The sequence below is a fragment of the Pedobacter sp. KACC 23697 genome (assembly GCF_045348445.1).
Lineage (GTDB): Bacteria > Bacteroidota > Bacteroidia > Sphingobacteriales > Sphingobacteriaceae > Pedobacter.
This window is the reverse complement of record NZ_CP157485.1, coordinates 3,569,920-3,588,421: the sequence shown is the minus strand read 5'-3', so window position 1 is coordinate 3,588,421 and position 18,502 is coordinate 3,569,920. Positions and strand designations below refer to the sequence as shown.

Here is an 18,502-nt window from a genome sequence, read left to right as displayed (position 1 = left end):
TGTAGACTGTTCCCGCTAAATTTTAAGTAAGCCTGCTCTTTGGAATGCTTAACCACAGCTTACACACTTTCGGTTGTGTTGTATAATTGTTCAATTTAATACTGGCCGATGGCGACGGTTTGGCTAAAACGATATCATACTCCATTGTAGGTTATACCATGGGGCAAGGTATCAACAGTTCGTCAGGCCCAGGAATTGAAGTTATCCACTGGTATGGAAGTTAACTCCAGCCAAAACCAATACGAAAAGCGTTTAAATTATAAAAAAGATCTGGTAAAGATTTATTTGAGATTTACAGTTGATGGCAGGCATTTATCAGCTCAACAGAAAATCCTGTAATCCCTATGGTTGGCAAGCCTGGATAAGTTATTGTTGAAGTTTGATGATATAAAGTTCATCCCAGTTACCGGAATAAAGCGCAAAACCATGTTCTGAACGGTAAAAAGCGGGCTCGTAAATCCGGGCCGCCCCGCCCGGTTCCGTCAAGGTATACAAACGCGTTTTAAACCCGTCAGATTTTTCTTTCTCCACCACCAGCTGATCTACCTTGAAAGAAAAATTCCTGCCGGCAATATCAGTTGAAAAAAAACCTTTGCCACGCCAGTTCGTAGCTGAAAAAGGGAGCGTTCCTCCTCCAATTACGTGTTTATATTCCATTTTTTCTTCAGGGTAGAAATGTATCAGCCTCACGTCTTCAGGTATCACCGGATCTGGTGTTCCCGTATGAAATACATCTGAACGATAACGATAGCCCGAATCCTCATCAGCAACCTGCGTATAACCCGGCATCTTTTCCCAAAGCATATACCATTGCTGCTGTTCGTAAAACGCCATCCATCTAAAGTCTTTTCCATGATCCCTGAAAGCACTGAAGAAGTAATAATTGCCACTTTTTTTAACCACCCTGATTTTTTGATCAATCTTATCTTTTGGCCAGCTAAAGTCGGCGTTTAAGCTGACAAACTGATGCCGGGTCGTATCTCCATCCAGTGGCCAGGTGGTGTAATAGGCTTTCCGTTCGTTACTGAAAACCATAAAACGGTCTATAAATTTTGGCCAGTAACCTTCATATTTAATATAAATAGAATCTATCAGCTTTCCTTGCTGATCCAATTTATAATAGCGGTAATCATGTTTCGTTTCTTCGTCTACCTTAGGGTACGCATCAATAATCAGTTGTTGCTTTACAGTTTGGAATACACGTATGGGCTGAGGAGATGATGCACTGTGCATCGCCAGGGTACAAAGTCTTTGGATTTTAAACAGGTTTGACCGGTAGTGTTCGTTAATGGCCTGAAATTCCAGGTACGCCTGATCCAATGGCACCTTATTGCGTTCCAGCACACCGGCATTTTTCCATCTGATCAGGTAAAATACGGCTACTACAATCACCAGTCCTATCAATATCCACATCCGGTTTTTCATGATTTTAATTAACAGTTTTTTTCCAGAAAACCGCAGGAGCCGGCATCTGATGCTGCAAATTATCATTTTTTTGGTTTAAGGAATAATAAAAGGAACATTTTCCTGATTATTTTAGCACCCAAAGGTGAACTGGTAAATGTTTTTATGATCTTCATCCTCATTCAACAAATCGCTGCTCAGACCAGCATGTTAGTTAGCCTGGCTAACTTATCATGCTGTGGCCAAACCTGCCGGCTGGAATGTTAAAGGCAAAATCAGAACTATATTGGCGGTGTTGATGCAAAAACCAGGAATATTGAATCTGCTTTCTTAACCGGATATCATGGAAATAATCATCTCAATGCTCATACTGTTGGTTTTACGCCTGATGTTCAATTCGCTTTTCGGTAACGAAAAAACTAAACGTGGTTTATCTAAAGCAGATTACTGGGAAGCATTTGAATTGCATGCGCTTTTTGATGACCTGAACAAGGTAAAGGCTGTTCTGGAACATACAGACGATACACGGATTGATTTTATCGCTTTTAAGGATGAGTTTATGGAAGAACTGGATATACTTGAAGGGGAAAACCATCCTGATTTTTCGAGGGTCAGCGCATGGTTTGCGCCAGATGCTGACTGGGACCGGCTGATGGGGCGGCGGGGGCGGGTTTCGGGCACTTCTGTTTTTAAAAGGGCTGACTGGTGGAAACGCAACCAATAGTGGAATCAGGTTTAATTCATAGGATTTTTAGCATTCAGTATTTCGCTGCAAAGTGTACAAGCGTGTTTTTGAACACAAGAAAAGCGGATTTGAATACGTTGGCTCAATTCAATTGACTGAGCTTTGCATTGGAAATAAATATTAAATTAATATGAAAATAGTCGTGACAGGTTCATTAGGAAATGTCAGTGAACCGCTGGTGTTGCTATTGATTGAACAAGGGCATCAGGTTACCGTAATCAGCAGCTCAGCCGCAAGGAAAGCAGCAATAGAGCAGTTGGGTGCAAAGGCTGCGATCGGAGAATTAGAGGACCCCATTTTTTTAACTAAAACCTTTGATGGTCATGATGCGGCCTACTGTATGCTTCCGCCCTTTAACTTTTTCGGGGATCAAACGCTTGATTATCAGAAGCAGGCATTAAACATCAGCACAAATTATGTTCAGGCGATTCAAAACGCAGGGATAAAAAGAGTAGTACACCTGAGCAGTGTGGGTGCCGAAAGGCCCACCGGTGCTGGGGTACTGGTTTTTCACCATATTGCAGAAAGTGTTTTTAAACAACTTCCTGATGATGTAGCTGTTACCCATCTTCGCCCGGGCTCTTTCGATTATAATTTGTACGCCTTTATGGATATGGTTAAGGGCAAAGGTTTTTTAGCAGGTATCATCGGTAAATTGCTTTACCTCAGGCATTATGGTTTAAAAGGTCTTTTAAAAGGATATTCAGGCATTATATTGTCTAATTATGGTGGAACCGACAAAATAGCCTGGGTATCGCCCTCCGATATTGCCTCCGCCATTGCCGAAGAAATGGTTGCCCGACAAGGAGGAAAGGTTGTAAGGTATGTGGCCAGTGAAGAACTTACCTGTCAGGAAATAGCCGCTGCTTTAGGAAAGGCCATCGGAAAGCCATACCTAAAATGGGTGCTGATCAGTAACAAGCAAATGACTGATGCGTTTATGCAAATCGGGGCATCAGCAAAAATAGCCAAAGCATTTACCGAAATGAATGCGGCGATGCATCATGGTAGTCTGTTTGAGGATTATTTCAAAAACAGGCCAGCCATTTTGGGTAAAACAAAAATGAATGATTTTGCAAAAGCATTCGCCTTAAAATATAACGAGCAATGAGACACCTATTTATAACTATCCTCTTTCTAAATTTTTCTACCATGTTATTTTCACAGTCAAAAGCCGATGATATTGTTGGGGTATGGTACAGTCCGGTAAAAGAGGGCAATGTACAGATATTTAAAAAAGGTAACCATTATTATGGCAGGTTAACCTATCTGAAACATGCTCTCGATCATGAAGGTAAACCTGTTTTAGATGTCAATAATCCCGACAAAGAAAAACGTAAACGGCCCTTAGTCGGAATTTTGTTATTAACAGACATTACTTTCAACGATAAAAAGAACAGCTGGAAGGGAAAGCTCTATGATTATGACGGACAAAAGGGAAATACCTATGATTCTTATCTCAACATTACCAAAAGTGGCCACCTCAATATCAAAGGTTTTTGGGGACTTTCTTTCTTCGGATTAAACCGCGGGCTGACTTTGGAAAAAGTTGATGTGGAATAATCTTATCTTTAAAACTTATAAGCTATCCCGAATGAATTTGCAACAGCCCTACAGAATAAAAACCATCAAGGAATATCATAAAATACTCGGTATCGGCCATCCTGAACATCCGATGATCAGTGTTATAGATCTAGCCGAAATAACACCTTACAAGAGTGAAGAAACCATCAGGGTGGTGTTCGATTTTTATATGATCTCGCTCAAAAAGGTGGAGGCCGGAGATGTACAGTATGGCTATGGGCAGCAAAAATACGATTTCGATGAGGGCATATTGTTTTTTATATCCCCTAATCAGGTATTTTCATTCAAAGCAGATGATGACTTCAGGAGTGTGGGTATTATGCTGCTCATTCATCCTGATTTCCTGTGGGGAAATCCATTGGCCAACGGTATCAAAAAATATGAGTTTTTCAACTATTCGGTAAATGAAGCGCTGTTTGTTTCTGAAAAAGAAGAGATGGTATTGAAAAGTTTTATCAGGAATATCGAGCAGGAATATCATTCACACATCGATAAATTCAGTGAGTCGATCATCATTTCTCAGATTGAATCATTTCTCAATTATTCAAACCGCTTTTATATGCGTCAGTTTCTTACCCGCAAAATATCCGGAAGTCAAATCGTGGATAAACTGGAAAAAATTTTAGACGACTATTTTAATGATGAAAACATCATCAATAAAGGATTGCCAACCGTACAATATATTGCATCACTTCTCCATTGTTCTCCCAACTATCTAAGCGGAATTTTGAAGGCCCTTACCGGTCAGAATACCCAGCAGCACATCCACGAAAAGATCATTGAAAAAGCAAAAGAAAAACTTTCTACCACCACGCTTACCGTTGGGGAAATTGCTTTCGCGCTGGGATTCGACTATCCCCAGTCGTTTAGCAAATTATTTAAAAGTAAAACCGATTTCACTCCGGTTGAGTTCCGGGCGTCTTTCAATTAATCTTATCATGGCTGATAACGGAACACCAGAACCAAATCGTTGCGTAATTTTCATCTGATATCGCTGACGGTGATATAACTCCATGCATCGGTCTGAGATATGCAGGATTCTCTGATAAAAAAAAATTCTCATACCATGGAAGAGATAAAAACTCTGTCACCTTTTTACGATCCTGCCTGAGCCCTCTTCCATTTAATATACTTAGGAAGTTTGACGAGTTCTATTAATTCTTCTCTTTTCGTATGAACATGGAGACTTTCAATCTCTAAATGGCCAATATGTAATGCGTTTGACCGTTCTCCTAAAATGTTGTCTAAGAGTAAGTAAGCCGCGGTTAAAAAATCCTTTAGGTTAGCTGGGTTATAATCCTCTATATAAAGTCTTATGCCGATTTTTTTTGAAGCATTACTGCTTAGCGGGATAAAGTATATTGTATGCGGATCAAGTTTAATCTCGTTGTATTCAATGGTACCATTTCCAATAGCTGGTTTAAGCGCAATTAAATTCCAGTATTCTAACAAAGGTGCTTGATTTACAAGGGTTTCAACTTTGTCGAAAAGAGCGCTGTTACCTTCTGCAGTAATAATGAGGTCTTGCTTGTCATTTGGATGACCACCAATTTCAAAAAACAATTGGTCGCAATATTTGTGTAGATGATGAAGAAATTCTTCTAAAATCCTATCCTTCTCATCAGTATCACTAATCTGATTAAGAAAAAAAAACTTGGCTTCATTTGCTTTAAACCAATCCCAAAATAATTGTTCTTTGTTCATTCTATATTGATTTATCCTATCATGGTTTTACTGGGTTGACATTCTGCGTCATTGAATTTGCCAGCTTGAGGAGTTTGTCTTTAACCATGTTTTGAATTCTGACATTTTTTGGCTATGAATAAGACATTTATGTTAAGATGTTTTAAAGGATGTCAGTACTTAATTGAGGTTCAAACATAAAGAACAAAAATTAATAAATGAAAAATGATTACTATAACTAGTTCTTAGGCTTTGGCTAAGACCAGATTGGTAATGCGTTAGGTGATTTTTACTTTAAAAATCTACTTTAGCCTGGCCTTGGTACCGATGCTTCTACAGTGATATCAGTTGGAATTAAGATAAGTAGGGTATATTGATGTTTAATTTGAATAAAATAAATTAACAACCTAAATTTACATTTAATGAGGTTGCAAGTCAAAAATATAAGATGGTGAAAAAAAAATATTATTACCAGGTTCATTTAGAGGTCGTTTTAAATGGATCAGATCTTGTATTTGGCTTTATTAATATCTCTCATATTTCTTATAAAAAGTTCGAGGAACTTTTTTTCGATCAAATAACGAATGAAAGATTTTTATTTGATGACGCAATGAGTTACTTTATTGAACCAGACCTGTACAATAAACACAAAGAATTTTTTGACAATGAGATACCCTTCACTTTTAATTTCGATTTATTCGAATATAGTGTTGCGTTAACTGGCGATGATTTTGATAAGCTAAAACCTAGCTATTATGAGGAATTACCTCCTATGTTTGAACAAAGTGATAGTGAAGTAGAAACGTGAGAAAATTTAAATTGTGTTGACACAATTACTCCAATTTTAAGATTTGCGATTACCAGCTTTGAATAGTGAACTATACAGTAGTTTTTTTTTGTGATATTTTCTGATTTTTTTTAGGTTGCCGACAAGAAGTCAATCAGTAATATAATTACGTTACTATTCATGGATCCTATTTTCTTCCCTCCGTTTTGGTCTTCGCATCTCGCTACGACTGCTGCGAACAACAAAAGGCGGAGGCCTGAAAGATGTAATAATGCTACTGTTATGATTTTCTGCTTATGCCTGGGTCTCTATATGGTTTAAATGAGTTATCAAGGTCTTTAGCTTGCTCCATATATCCTGAATACTTCGTGGTCAGTTAAAAAGCAGGTTACCGCTACGATATAATCTTACCAATCGGTATCAATTGGGTTTACTTTTAGGGGTATTAATGGCAATTATCCTTGTCGAAGCCGTTACGCTGCTTAAATAATTGGGTTTTAAGGGAAGGTCATTCATGTTTATTCGCATCAGGTATAATTAGCCGTTTACAAAGCTAATCCTGTTACCGAATTACAAAATTTTTACAGGTATGAAGTGTTTGGCAGACCATTTCATGATTATCGATGGCGTTTGATTCGATGGATTCAATGGACTTATTGAGGTTTGGTTGATCCAATATTTTTTTTGGAATTTTAAGAGATATTGATGTATTTATTTTAATTTGCGGTCGCTTAAATTGTTAAACGGGATGTAGCGTAGCCAGGTATCGCGCCAGCATGGGGTGCTGGAGGTCGGAAGTTCGAATCTTCTCATCCCGACTAAATTTTAAGCTGCAATCACTCTTTGGCGAGTAAAGGTAGCACGGGCCAATATCCATTTCAAAATGTGTTGATTGTTGCGGAGTATTTATCATCACCTTTTTTAATGTCTTTCCGGAATTTCTAATTTGCCATAGCAATATGATGCACGTTTTTCGGTGCTAAACTCTTTTTATATAATCGTTCCGGCCGGTTAAATTCCAGTTGCATCTCCTGTAGCTCCGATGTTCTTTTATTAATCAAAGCCTCCAAACTGTGTTCCGGCCAAGCTGGCCACTATCACGATAACTTAGCGGCTATTTCAGGTGATTCTCAATTTCACCAACGATCTGATTGACCAGGGATGCATGCAGTTCGATCCCTTTTTTTTCGGCTTCAAGGTCAGGTTCAAACAATGCAATCTTCCCGGTAATTTCCCTGTAATCAAGTAGCTGCCATTCTTCCCCTGGTGGCTTGAGTACACCGATCAACCTTCCCTCATGAATAATCTCAAATACACCGTTTTCCTCCTGTATACTGATTATTTTACGATCACCATCCTGATCGATATCCATCTCAAACGGCTGGATGCTTTTGCCTTGTTCTTTCATTTGATCAATTGTATAGGTTTTTTGGTTTAATTTCTCCGTTTGGATTGGCTGATCTGCAAATTATCTCGACAGGTAAAAATAAAACATCGCCTTAACGGTTTTGCCCATAGCTTTTTTACCCGTTACCCAGTCCGAAATACTTTCGCGGTCAATACCGGTTTCAAAGGCAATCTGCTTGATCCGCAGTCCCTTTTCCTGCATTTTCTGATCAATCCAGGAAACATCAACCACATCGGCCGGAGAGGGTAAAACAGCATTTGCCGTGATCTGCAGCTCCAATCCAGGAAGCCTTTTTTTGAACAGTTCTGCTGTTCTTTTAAGCAGCACCTGCTGGGTAGCATATTTTCCTGAGGCGGTCTCCCCTTGACTGGTCTCTATTTCTACCATCTTATCGTCAACAGAAACGATTTTGAAATCCATATTCGACTGCTGGGAATGCCGTTCTGCCGCTTTTTTAAGTGAGTTCAGCTCATCTGCATTTAAAAGGGAACCCAGGTAATCTATGTTCTGTATACTCATTTTTATTGATTTGGTTTAAAAAATGAAAAGGTCTTTAACAGCGGTCGTTTCTTAAGGGTTGGTGCAAACGCCCGGCCTTGATATCATTTCTTTCCATTTAATCCTTCAGTCTCTTGCTATCCATATCCTGTCACTTTCGCTATCCTTTTCCGTGGCGTTCTCGCCAGCGGTCAGATCAGTTCATCGAAATGGATCGGAAGTTTGTAAATACGTTTGCCGGTGGCATGGTAAATGGCATTGGAGATTGCGGCCGGCATGCCTACCAATCCGATTTCACCAACACCCTTGGTACCCAGCTCATTGATCAGGTTGTCCATTTCATCGGCAAATATCACTTCCAGTTCACCAATGTCGGCATGTACGGGGATATGGTATTCTCCCAGGTTGGCATTGATGTATTTGCCAAGCTGCGGATCCATAATCGATTCCTCATGCAGTGCTTTACTGATACCCCATACCATTGAGCCGAGGATCTGGCTTTTAGCTGTTTTGGGATTGATGATTTTTCCAGCCGCAACAGCAGTTACTGCCCGGGTGAGGGTGATGGTCCCCAGGTCGCGGTCAACCTCTACCTCCACAAACGAAGCACTGTGTGTGGCCAGGCTGTATTTCCGCAGTTTAAGCATGTGGGGCCTGCCCATTTTTGTGGTTTTAATGGCAGCACCTTTATTAAAGGCAACAATGTCCTTCAGGCTTATTTTGATGGCCGGATCATTTTTAAGATGGATATGGCCCGAAGAAAAAACGACTTCTTCTTCCTTTGCCTTCCTAAAAGGGGAACCGTCCATCTCCGCAGCCTTTTTTAACAGTTTTTTACGCATCGATCTGGCGGCAACCACAATGGCAACCCCTGTTGAGGAGGTGATTGCTGATCCGCCCTGAAACATCGAAAAAGGTTTTTTACTGTCCCCGTACCTGAATTCCACATCAGCCATCCCCAGTCCCAGTTCATCCGCTGCAATCTGGGTCATTACCGTTAGCGTTCCCGTACCAATGTCGGTAGTGGCATTGTCAACCACCATTTTTCCTTCGCTGTTGATCATAATCTGCACCCTCGAGGGAAACTGGAAGGCATCCCAGATCCCGGTCGCCATGCCGTAACCAACCAGTTTGTTGCCGCGTTGCATGCTACGTGGTTCAGCACTACGTTTGTCCCATCCAAATTTTGCTGCCGCCTCCAGGTAGCATTCCCTGAGCGCTTTGCTGGTATATGGTTTTCCTGCCGATGGATCAACATCCGAATAGTTGAGCAGGCGGAGTTCCAGTGGATCTATCTTAAGCTTATAGGCCAGTTCATCCATGGTGCATTCAATGGCATGGAGTGCCGTACTACCACCGGGTGCGCGCATATCCATCGGGGTATAAACGTCCAATGGTATAACCTGATGTTCAAAAAGCGTGTTGGGGGCAGGGTAGAGTTTATGGCTCCAGTTGGAGGTGGGTTCGGTATAATCTTCAAAATTCGAGGTCTCGGCAAAAGTGCTGTGGCCAAGTGCGGTAATTCTTCCGTTAATGTCGGTGGCAAAACGCATCTGTTGTACCGCCGGCGGCCTGTGGCTAAAAGAGAACATCTGCTTCCTGTCCAGTACCACACGTACATTGCTTTTTAAATGCAGGGCTGCCATTACACACAGGAACAACTGGTACTGTGGCCTGAGCCCCGAACCGAATGCACCGCCCACAAACGGGGCAAGTACCCTTACGTCCTTATAATGGAGTCCGAACACATTGGCAATAAAAAGCTGGTTATTGATGGTGCCCTGGGTTTTATCGTAAATGGTCAGCTTTCCATCCCCTTCAAAAAGGGTTGTGGTGGCAAAAAGTTCAATGGGGTTATGGTGTTCTGTGCCGTGGTGGTATGTGGCGCTTACCTTTACTGCCGCGTTTTCGAACGCGTTTTCAAAATCCCCTGTTGGCGGCGGGGGTGGTGGTTTAAGTGCGGTAGCCAATCCTTTTTTAGGCGCTCTGGCCTTATCCAGGTGTTTTTCAAGACACGTTTGGTGCGGTTCCTGCTGGTAACGGAAAACTATTCTGGTGGATGCATACCTGGCCGTCTCAAAGTCGCGGGCAACCACCAGCGCAACAGGCTGGCCATTGTAGAGGATGTTTTCATCATAGAGTGGTTTAAACACGGTTCCCGGAGGGGCGTCCATATCGGTATACTGCAAATCGAACCAGGCCAGTTTGGGCCGGTTGAGGTGCGAGAGGATATCCACCACGCCAGGTATGGCCATGGCTTCCGTGGTATCAATTTCCACAATCTTTCCTTTGGTAATCGGGCTGCTCACCACATAGCCGTGGAGCAGGCCTTCCAATGGGTATTCAGCAGCATACCTGGCCGTTCCGGTAACTTTTTCCCTTCCCTCCAAACGGCTAATCGGCCGGCCTACGTTTTTATTTGTATTCATGTTGATCTTGTTAGGTTTTTGATTACAAGGAGGGTTGTGCGCCAGGAAGCTGTGCATCCGGATCGAGTGCCATCATGCCGTTGCGTATAATGGCATTTTTTGCCAGTTTAATCTTAAAACGGTTATATTCAAGTCCCACCGCTCCCTGAAGGATCATATCTGCCGCCGCCGCAAAGTTTTCCCGGCATGCCGTTTTTCCGCGGAGAAATTCTTCCGCTTCCAGGGAACGCCAGGGTTTGTGGGCCACCCCGCCGAGGGCAATCCTGGCCTCCTTAATGGTAGGGCCATCCATTTCAAGTGCGGTAGCTACCGAAACCAGCGCAAAAGCATAAGAGTGGCGGTCGCGGAGTTTGAGGTAGGAATAGTTCAGCGGAAAGCCTTTTTCGGGCAGATCTATCGAGGTAATCAGTTCACCAGGTTTCAGGTTATTGTCAAGCTCGGGCCTTTCGCCGGGCAGGCGGTGGAAATCTGAAAATGCCAGGCTGCGTTCGCCATCTATACCCGTTACATTTATCCGGGCCTCCAGTGCGGCCAATGCTACACACATATCCGATGGGAACACGGCAATGCAGGCTTCACTGGCACCCAGTATGGCATGCATCCGGTTATAACCCTCCCTGGCCGGACAGCCCGATCCCGGTACCCTTTTGTTGCAGGGTACCTGATGGTCATAAAAATAATAACATCGCGTACGCTGCAGCAGGTTGCCCCCGTTACTGGCCATGTTGCGGATCTGCGCCGAAGCACCTGCCAGTATGGCCTTTGATAATAGGGGATATCGGGATTCGATGATAGGGTGGTAGGCGGTTTCGGCGTTCTTTACAGCAGCACCCAGCCTAAACCCTCCATTTTCGAGTTCACGCAATGCTGAGAGCGCGGCCAGCTGGCTGATGTCGATCAGCGCCGTAGGGTTAACCAGATTGTACTTCCATAAGTCGAGCAGGTTGGTGCCGCCGGCTATGAAAGCAGCGAGGTGCTGATCATCGGTAAGCTGGATGGCAGCAGGAACATCGGGCGCGGTGAGAAACTTGAAACTATTCATCACTTCCTCCGCTTTTTACCTGCATAATCGCATCTATAATGCCCACATTGGCCCCGCAACGGCAAAGGTTGCCACTCATCAGTTCCTTCACTTCCTCACGCGAGGAAGCCCTTCCTTCCGATAAAAGGCCTAAAGCACTGCACAGCTGGCCTGGTGTACAATAGCCGCACTGGAAGGCATCATGGTCTATAAAAGCCTGCTGCAGGGGGTGAAGGCCGTTTTCCGTTGCAATTCCTTCCACCGTGGTAATTTCTGCCCCGTCTTTCATCACCGCCAGGCTCAGGCAGCTTAAAATGCGTTTTCCATCACATATTACGGTGCAGGCGCCGCACTGCCCGTGGTCACAGCCCTTTTTCGTTCCGGTCAGATCCAAATGATCACGTAAGCAGTCTAACAGGCTCACCCAGGGGCGGATATTGATGCTATCGTGTTTTCCATTTATCTTCAGGGTAATTAAATGGGTTTCCATCCCTTCGGGATGCGGGTGCTGCGGATCTGTTTCCATAGTGGTTTTGTTAACTAAACTTTATGGTTAACAATAAAATAAGGGATAGGTTTTTTTAATTTGGTATGCAGTAATGCGGAACCTGGTGTATTACAGGTGCTGAATCTCAGGCGTTAAATCCGGTGTTATAACCTGCTACCCGCAGCACATGACATAAATCGTCAATAAACAGGCAGCATGTGTATGTAATGGCAATTACTGCCGGGCGCCATGTGCTAAAGGCAGGTCAGGTTCGATATACGGTTTGCAAATAGCAAAACCATTTGGCTGTTTATTGTCCAAAACAACAACAGCCGCATCTTTTTTAGGGATACGGCTTTTATGGTATTGAATGCACTTATGCTTTTGGGTATTTATCTTATTTAAATTAGTTACCCGGGTCTTTCACTTTCTCCACCACATCCTGGATATTTTGCGGCAGGTTAGAAAGCAGGTTATAGCCCGTTGCGCTTTCAATAGCCCTTACCGTCACCGTATAATCTTTCCAGTTGGCACCAATGGTATTTACGTTAGGCGTATTAATGGCAATTACCCTGGTCGATGCCGTTACGCGGCCTAAATCATTATCGCCTGTTTTTAACAGTACGGCCACTTTCCATACATTGGCCGGAACGGTTACTTTGCCATTGCTGATGGTACTGATTACCGATGCGATTGCTGAGCCAATGCCGCCGGTGCCGTAGCTACCCATAATTACATAAACCTCATACCCGTTTAAGGCCTGCGCACGGAGGTAACTTTCAAACGATTCCCAGGTTTTCTGGTTATGGTTTGGTGCCTGCGGAATCATGTTGGTCATCAGGAATGTAGCGGAGTTGGCGCCGCTTGAACTGGTACGGTCGCCGCTTGGGCAGTTATGCCCCCTGTCAAAACCCGAACCCGAGTAGCTGTAGCTCTGTACCTGGTACCAGTTGGATGGCAGGCCGGTAAAAGAAGCGAAATCGTCTTTCCTGGTTACGGCTCCATTAAAATTGTTTGGATCTAGGTGCCAGCTTACCCAATTCGGTATGCCGCGGGTCATACTATAGCTCTCTACATAATATTTTTGATCAATCAGGTAATTTTCTGCTGAGACAATATTGGCCTGTGCACCAGAAGGATTGCCAAACAACAGGTTAGAATTGTCGCCGCCTGCTGGTGGTGCATCTGCACCGGCATCAGGCGTACCTCTGCCTGGTGCAGCAGTGCCGGTATTGCCATTGTCTGTTGGATCGGTATCCGGTGCGCCCACCGTAATACCCGGGTCACCTGTGCCTTTAAAAACAATATCATCGATATTAATTCTGGTGGTACCCGCTTTTTTAATCTGAAAACGGATTTTTCCGGGATTACTGGTTTTTGTACGCCTTCAGGTACCTGGCGGTTTTACTATCCGGGTTTTCGCATAGCGATTCGGGAAGGCCTGCAAACACCACCTTTCCGCCTTCGTTTCCGGCCCCGGGGCCAATATCAATTACCCAGTCGCTTTGCGCAATCAGCTGCATATCATGCTCCACCACAATTACGGTGTTTCCGGTATCTACAAGCCTGTTCAGCTGTAAGAGCAGCCGCTCCACATCAGCCGGGTGGAGGCCCGTTGTGGGTTCATCAAGGATGTACAGTGAGGAGCCTTTATTATTTTTTTGCAGTTCGGTTGCTAATTTAATGCGCTGCGCCTCCCCGCCAGATAGTTCAGTGGCCGACTGGCCGAGCCTGAGGTAACCAAGGCCTACCTCCCGTACCACATTCAGGCCCTGGTAAATCTGTTGGTCTTCATCAAAAAAGTGGCAGGCTTCCTCAACCGTCATTTCCAAAACCTGCGCAATGTTTTTATCGCTATAGGTTATTTGTAAAGTTTCGGGGTTGTACCGGGTACCTCCGCAGGCCGGGCAGGGGGTATATACACTCGGTAAAAACAGCAGTTCTACCATTACAAAGCCTTCACCCTGGCAATTGGAACAACGGCCCTTGGCCAGGTTAAAAGAAAAGCGCCCGGCATCGTACCGTTTTTTTCTGGCCGCAGGTGTGTCGGCAAAGCGTTTGCGTATATGGTCAAAAATTCCGGTATAGGTAGCCAGGTTCGATCTGGGGGTTCTGCCGATGGGGCGTTGATCTACCACCACCAATCTGGTTAGCTGCCCGGCCCCGCCGGTTATTTTGCCTCCGGCCGGCTTTGCGCTGTCTGCTAACGCACCTTCATCTGTAGGCTCGCTCAGTATTTCAGTCGCCATTCCTAATTGCTTTGCAAGTAAGGCTACCAGTACCTGGCTCACCAAACTGCTTTTTCCCGAACCCGAAATTCCTGTTACAGCAGTCATCACACCCAGGGGAAAGTCAACGTCCACATTCTTTAAATTGTGTTTGTCAGCACCCCGCAAGCAGAGCTGCCCATTGGGTGTTCTGGGCTGGTGCTCGGTACGATTGTTAGCGCCGTTAAGAAACCTTGCGGTAACAGAGGCGGTATTTTTTTTCAGCCCGGCAACTGTGCCGCTGTACATAATCTGCCCGCCCTGCGCGCCTGCACCCGGCCCTACATCAATAATCCAGTCTGCGCGCCTAATTACCTCTATTTCGTGTTCCACTACAAATATGCTGTTCCCTGCGCTTTTTAATTTCTCCAGTATGCTTAACAAAGCTTCGGTATCTGCCGGGTGTAATCCGGCCGAGGGCTCATCAAGCACATAAACCACACCGAAAAGATTGGAGTGTACCTGGGTAGATAAACGCAGGCGCTGTAACTCGCCCGGCGAAAGGGTAGGGGTACTTCTGTCAAGGGTAAGGTAGCCCAAGCCCAGCTCCAGCATCACACTAATCCTGGCACGGATGTCGGCAGCAATTCTTTGTATCACCAGCTGTTTTTCTTCCGGTTTAACCTCCTTTTTATTCGCGGCGGGTTCACTAAAAAGCTTCGAAAGTTCAGCTAATGTTAATCCTGCAGTTTCTGCAATATCTTTGCCCTTAAATTTTACAGACAATGCTTCTTTTTTGAGCCGCTTGCCCTCACAAACGGGGCATGTCTTGCTGATCATATATTTCGAAACCCTTTTTTTCATCAGTTCAGACGGGCTTGATGCAAAGGTTTTTAATACGTAGGCGCGGGCACCAATAAAGGTACCCATATAATCAGGCGATTGCTTTTTGGCAACCGCTGCAGCGGTTTCTTCAGGCGAAAGGCCAGGATAAACGGGCGCTGTAGGCGTTTCTTCAGTAAACAATATCCAATCCCTTTGCTTTTTTGGCAATTTTTTCCATGGCGTATCCACATCGAAACCCATCGATACCAGGATGTCGCGCAGGTTTTGGCCCTGCCATGCCCGCGGCCAGGAGGCGATGGCGCCTGCCCTGATGCTCAGCGTATCGTTAGGTACCATGGTTTGCTCGGTCACCTCAAATACACTGCCCATACCGTGGCACTCGCTGCAGGCACCTTCAGGGGTATTCGGAGAAAAGCCCTCGGCATAAATGATGGATTGACCGGGAGGATAGTCTCCGGCCCGGGAGAAAAGCATCCTGAGCAGGTTCGATAAAGTGGTTACGCTGCCAACTGACGATCTGGTGGAGGTTCCTGAACGCTGCTGCTGTAAGGCAACTGCGGGAGGCAATCCCTCTATAGCGTCTACTTCCGGTACATCCATCTGGTTAAAAAGCCTGCGGGCATAAGGCGAAACAGATTCCAGGTAACGCCGTTGCGCCTCGGCATAAAGTGTACCAAATGCAAGCGATGATTTTCCGGATCCCGAAACGCCGGTAAATACCACCAGTTTATCCCGGGGTATCTCAACAGAAATATCTTTCAGGTTATGTTCCCGCGCACCCTTTACCCGTATCGTATTGGTATTGTTCTTTTTCTCCATTACTTAGCCATTGTATACCATTAGCAACAGCAATTAGCCAAGTAGGTTTGGCAAAACCTGAAATCACTTCTATACACACCCATTTGAGCAAACATTTGGAATGCAAATTTAGTTCGGAAGTGAAATAATAGAAAATACTTAAGCTAAGAAGATTAACGCTGACCAAAGGTTCAGTTGAATGGGTGAGGGGTATACAAAGCGGCAACGCTATTTACCTTAAAAGATGAAACCGCTATAAACGCAGCGTAACAGATAGCAATATAATCATCGATTCGCAACAATAAAAAAATGGTCAATTACCTTCTGTCACTATTTGCCACCTTACTCAGTGTTTCTTCCGTTGAAAAAATTTAAGCCATTTATCATTGTTACAAAAGATTTTCATCATCATATTTTTTAGATGATATTATAACCTCCCCATATATTCAAAACCATTATTTTTCGCAATGGTAAGCAGCGGCTGAGTGTTTTCTAAAAATCTTCTTCTTAAATCTATTTCAGCCAAATGATGTGCATCCGCAGTTAGCAACAGGCTCAGGTAATCTTCCCTAATGGGTTCGTTGGGGTAGTTTTCCGCCATCACTTCGATAGCTGTTTTTTGCAGCCGATAATAGTCATCAAAATAATCTTCCATCCTGGCGAGTTTGTCATTCTTCCTGCTGTTGAATGATGGATCGGCCGGGATTTAGTTTTTGATGGAAGGCTACTGTCATTTGCGCTACAAAAGAGCACCAAAGTGGCGCTCTTACCTTACCAGAATGATAACAGGCGTATCATTTTTAGTGATACGCCTGTTATCTTGTTAAATACGCTTATGCTTAAGTGTCTGTTTTTTTAATTAATTCCCAGGGTCTTTAATCCATTCTAATTCCGCTACCCTAATTGTTATATTTATTGTTTCATACTGATCATTGCAGGGGTGCAAAAAAGATCAACGCCTGGTAAAATGAAGTAAAGAGCATTTTCAGGTTAACCATACGCCAGCTAATGCTTACGATGGTGGTTTCGCTTTAACTTTACAGCCAGCTGGCTATGCAGAAATTCTTCTATTTGGCTACATCCGTTATCGGCGGACTAATATAATATCCGGAAGCTCAGTGGCCAAAACATCAAAATACTTAAGGTTAAATTTTATTTATTCCGCCTTATCATTAACGATAATAGTAAATACCGTTAACCATCGCAACGCCGCAGGTAGTTTCAAAAGCATTACGTGTGCTTTCCGGCGTGCGGGTTCCCCATATATTCCACATCAGGCCCTGGTTATTGCGAATAGACCATGCCTGTGCTGCATTGGCATCAAGCCAGGGCCCGTAATTACTTGCTGTACCCGTATTTTTTACAAAAAGGCAGGCCCAGCGTGCAAAGATACTTTTCATGCCCTGTGTATCAGCAATGCCATTCTCATCTTTTAAAATTCCTCCGGGCGAATTACAAAGGCTATTGCGTGCATAATCCATCGCTTTGGTACCCATTAACAGGTAGTTTATGGCCGGAAAATCAGCACGTAATAAATCACAAGCGCCAATAAAAGTTCCCTGCGTATAAGAAAGCGCCCCCTCGGTAATGGTACCGGCCTTGTTAATTGCCCCTTTAACTTCACCGCTTGATGAGTCGTAAAGTCTGTTCACCATCCAATCCATAATGAGTTTAGCCTTGTTTTTATAACTTACATCGCCTGTTGCCTGGTATAACAGCATCGCACATATCACTGCCGGCGCATTTACACAGGTATTTTTAGTTTGATTATCGGTAGTCCACCATAAGCCACCACCTAACGATTGCGTATCCCAGGCGCGGTTCCACATCATGTTAAAATTATTTTTTGCCATATCCAACATGCCGCCGTCATTGGTTATTTTAAAAGCCCTTACACACATTAGTGCTCCCCAAACAATATCATCATTAAATTTATTGTCAGACCACAGTAAACCATAACCATCTCTTACGCCATTGTATAAGTAAGAAATCTTATTTTTTAAATCGGTGCCGGGATTGATATTATAGGCATCTATCAGCATTTCAATCGCTTCCTGCTGGGTCCAGAAATCCATTCTGCCGGTATGGTTATCATCTTTCCAGTAATATGCCTTATATGAAGGACCATATGTGCCGTACTGATGATAAAAATGATTGTTATAAACCTGCATGGCCAATAAGGCCTCACTTTTAGCAGGTATGGAAAGGGTTGCCACCGTATTGGATGTTGCATTGAGAGCACTTTTTTCAGGTGATAACAGTGCGATGTCTGGTTGCTCTTTTTTACAGGCAGTAAACAAACAGCTGAAAGCGAAAATGCTTGCTAAAAGTTTTTTTTTGTTGCTCAATTTTAGTCCGTAGGAATGTAATTCCACTGGCTCAATGGTAATTCTCTTTTTCATAGTTAACACTAATGTTTATAGAGGTGATGTATTTGGTTAGCGGTAAAACGATTTAATGTTTGATGATATGAATATACACACTTGTAATGAACAAAATACAATAATGGCAGGCGCAACGAATATTTTACAAAAACGATTTAGGAATGGCTATAAAACATCAATTTTTCGGTTAAGGCAAAATAAAAGATGGACCGTCAATAAAA

Annotated in this window: 17 protein-coding genes and 1 tRNA gene; 7 read left to right on the top strand and 11 right to left on the bottom strand. The window is 43.7% G+C overall.

The genetic code is table 11. The annotated features are described in order from the left end of the window. The first annotated feature begins 86 nt into the window (after window positions 1-86). Complete coding sequence (locus ABEG20_RS14280) at window positions 87-224, top strand: hypothetical protein (protein ID WP_406823994.1); 138 nt, start codon at window positions 87-89, stop codon at window positions 222-224. A 142-nt stretch (window positions 225-366) separates the two neighbouring features. Here ABEG20_RS14280 and ABEG20_RS14275 read toward each other — a convergent pair whose 3' ends face one another. Next, window positions 367-1,413, bottom strand: coding sequence for a hypothetical protein (locus ABEG20_RS14275; RefSeq protein ID WP_406823993.1), 1,047 nt, complete (start codon window positions 1,411-1,413; stop codon window positions 367-369). 334 nt (window positions 1,414-1,747) lie between these two features. Here ABEG20_RS14275 and ABEG20_RS14270 point away from each other — a divergent pair, with 334 nt between their 5' ends. The 4 genes from ABEG20_RS14270 (at window position 1,748) to ABEG20_RS14255 (ending at window position 4,664) form a co-directional block, all read left to right on the top strand. After that, entirely contained in the window at window positions 1,748-2,128 is a 381-nt protein-coding gene (locus tag ABEG20_RS14270; RefSeq protein ID WP_406823992.1) for a hypothetical protein, read from the top strand. A gap of 151 nt (window positions 2,129-2,279) precedes the next feature. Then, window positions 2,280-3,260, top strand: coding sequence for an NAD(P)H-binding protein (locus ABEG20_RS14265; RefSeq protein WP_406823991.1), 981 nt, complete (start codon window positions 2,280-2,282; stop codon window positions 3,258-3,260). 41 nt (window positions 3,261-3,301) lie between these two features. Then, a complete protein-coding gene (locus tag ABEG20_RS14260; RefSeq protein ID WP_406823990.1) occupies window positions 3,302-3,712 on the top strand; it encodes a DUF2147 domain-containing protein in 411 nt (136 codons plus the stop codon). 31 nt (window positions 3,713-3,743) lie between these two features. Continuing rightward, window positions 3,744-4,664, top strand: a complete 921-nt coding sequence (locus ABEG20_RS14255; protein ID WP_406823989.1) for a helix-turn-helix domain-containing protein — start codon at window positions 3,744-3,746, stop codon at window positions 4,662-4,664. A 164-nt stretch (window positions 4,665-4,828) separates the two neighbouring features. Here ABEG20_RS14255 and ABEG20_RS14250 read toward each other — a convergent pair whose 3' ends face one another. After that, entirely contained in the window at window positions 4,829-5,437 is a 609-nt protein-coding gene (locus tag ABEG20_RS14250; RefSeq protein ID WP_406823988.1) for a hypothetical protein, read from the bottom strand. A gap of 427 nt (window positions 5,438-5,864) precedes the next feature. On the opposite strand from ABEG20_RS14250, the gene ABEG20_RS14245 reads away from it, so the two are divergent. Both ABEG20_RS14245 and ABEG20_RS14240 read left to right on the top strand, forming a co-directional pair. Next, complete coding sequence (locus ABEG20_RS14245) at window positions 5,865-6,224, top strand: hypothetical protein (RefSeq protein ID WP_406823987.1); 360 nt, start codon at window positions 5,865-5,867, stop codon at window positions 6,222-6,224. Between the two features lie 723 nt (window positions 6,225-6,947). After that, window positions 6,948-7,021 (top strand) — tRNA-Pro (locus ABEG20_RS14240). Window positions 7,022-7,317: 296 nt separating this feature from the next. Here the strand turns inward: ABEG20_RS14240 and ABEG20_RS14235 are convergent. The 9 genes from ABEG20_RS14235 to ABEG20_RS14195 all read right to left on the bottom strand — a co-directional run bounded on the left by ABEG20_RS14235 (window position 7,318) and on the right by ABEG20_RS14195 (window position 18,299). Then, window positions 7,318-7,611 carry a hypothetical protein gene (locus tag ABEG20_RS14235; protein WP_406823986.1) on the bottom strand — a complete coding sequence of 98 codons (294 nt, stop codon included), beginning with the start codon at window positions 7,609-7,611 and terminating at the stop codon, window positions 7,318-7,320. Window positions 7,612-7,671: 60 nt separating this feature from the next. Then, the gene (locus ABEG20_RS14230) at window positions 7,672-8,130 is read right to left on the bottom strand and encodes a helix-turn-helix transcriptional regulator (protein WP_293744680.1); all 459 of its coding nucleotides are present in this window, start codon (window positions 8,128-8,130) and stop codon (window positions 7,672-7,674) included. Window positions 8,131-8,300: 170 nt separating this feature from the next. After that, entirely contained in the window at window positions 8,301-10,538 is a 2,238-nt protein-coding gene (locus ABEG20_RS14225) for a xanthine dehydrogenase family protein molybdopterin-binding subunit (RefSeq protein WP_406823985.1), read from the bottom strand. Between the two features lie 22 nt (window positions 10,539-10,560). Continuing rightward, on the bottom strand, window positions 10,561-11,580 hold the full coding sequence (locus ABEG20_RS14220; RefSeq protein WP_406823984.1) for an FAD binding domain-containing protein: 1,020 nt from the start codon (window positions 11,578-11,580) through the stop codon (window positions 10,561-10,563). Beyond that, window positions 11,573-12,085 carry a (2Fe-2S)-binding protein gene (locus tag ABEG20_RS14215; RefSeq protein WP_387505942.1) on the bottom strand — a complete coding sequence of 171 codons (513 nt, stop codon included), beginning with the start codon at window positions 12,083-12,085 and terminating at the stop codon, window positions 11,573-11,575. Before ABEG20_RS14215 ends, ABEG20_RS14220 begins: the two co-directional genes overlap by 8 nt. A gap of 367 nt (window positions 12,086-12,452) precedes the next feature. Continuing rightward, a complete protein-coding gene (locus ABEG20_RS14210; RefSeq protein WP_406823983.1) occupies window positions 12,453-13,316 on the bottom strand; it encodes a DNA/RNA non-specific endonuclease in 864 nt (287 codons plus the stop codon). Window positions 13,317-13,413: 97 nt separating this feature from the next. Then, complete coding sequence (uvrA, locus tag ABEG20_RS14205; protein ID WP_406823982.1) at window positions 13,414-15,918, bottom strand: excinuclease ABC subunit UvrA; 2,505 nt, start codon at window positions 15,916-15,918, stop codon at window positions 13,414-13,416. A gap of 406 nt (window positions 15,919-16,324) precedes the next feature. Next, complete coding sequence (locus tag ABEG20_RS14200; RefSeq protein ID WP_406823981.1) at window positions 16,325-16,552, bottom strand: hypothetical protein; 228 nt, start codon at window positions 16,550-16,552, stop codon at window positions 16,325-16,327. Between the two features lie 517 nt (window positions 16,553-17,069). Next, entirely contained in the window at window positions 17,070-18,299 is a 1,230-nt protein-coding gene (locus tag ABEG20_RS14195; RefSeq protein ID WP_406823980.1) for a glycoside hydrolase family 76 protein, read from the bottom strand. Between the last annotated feature and the right edge of the window lie 203 nt (window positions 18,300-18,502).

Excerpts from the sequence above, each read along its gene's own strand:
- ABEG20_RS14215 (WP_387505942.1), bottom strand. The coding sequence starts at position 12,085 with ATGGAAACAGATCCGCAGCACCCGCATCCCGAAGGGATGGAAACCCAT.
- ABEG20_RS14230 (WP_293744680.1), bottom strand. The coding sequence starts at position 8,130 with ATGAGTATACAGAACATAGATTACCTGGGTTCCCTTTTAAATGCAGAT.
- ABEG20_RS14265 (WP_406823991.1), top strand. The coding sequence starts at position 2,280 with ATGAAAATAGTCGTGACAGGTTCATTAGGAAATGTCAGTGAACCGCTG.
- ABEG20_RS14270 (WP_406823992.1), top strand. The coding sequence starts at position 1,748 with ATGGAAATAATCATCTCAATGCTCATACTGTTGGTTTTACGCCTGATG.
- ABEG20_RS14260 (WP_406823990.1), top strand. The coding sequence starts at position 3,302 with ATGTTATTTTCACAGTCAAAAGCCGATGATATTGTTGGGGTATGGTAC.
- ABEG20_RS14200 (WP_406823981.1), bottom strand. The coding sequence starts at position 16,552 with ATGGAAGATTATTTTGATGACTATTATCGGCTGCAAAAAACAGCTATC.
- ABEG20_RS14235 (WP_406823986.1), bottom strand. The coding sequence starts at position 7,611 with ATGAAAGAACAAGGCAAAAGCATCCAGCCGTTTGAGATGGATATCGAT.
- ABEG20_RS14255 (WP_406823989.1), top strand. The coding sequence starts at position 3,744 with ATGAATTTGCAACAGCCCTACAGAATAAAAACCATCAAGGAATATCAT.
- ABEG20_RS14245 (WP_406823987.1), top strand. The coding sequence starts at position 5,865 with ATGGTGAAAAAAAAATATTATTACCAGGTTCATTTAGAGGTCGTTTTA.
- ABEG20_RS14275 (WP_406823993.1), bottom strand. The coding sequence starts at position 1,413 with ATGTGGATATTGATAGGACTGGTGATTGTAGTAGCCGTATTTTACCTG.
- ABEG20_RS14220 (WP_406823984.1), bottom strand. The coding sequence starts at position 11,580 with ATGAATAGTTTCAAGTTTCTCACCGCGCCCGATGTTCCTGCTGCCATC.
- ABEG20_RS14195 (WP_406823980.1), bottom strand. The coding sequence starts at position 18,299 with ATGAAAAAGAGAATTACCATTGAGCCAGTGGAATTACATTCCTACGGA.
- ABEG20_RS14250 (WP_406823988.1), bottom strand. The coding sequence starts at position 5,437 with ATGAACAAAGAACAATTATTTTGGGATTGGTTTAAAGCAAATGAAGCC.
- ABEG20_RS14225 (WP_406823985.1), bottom strand. The coding sequence starts at position 10,538 with ATGAATACAAATAAAAACGTAGGCCGGCCGATTAGCCGTTTGGAGGGA.
- uvrA (WP_406823982.1), bottom strand. The coding sequence starts at position 15,918 with ATGGAGAAAAAGAACAATACCAATACGATACGGGTAAAGGGTGCGCGG.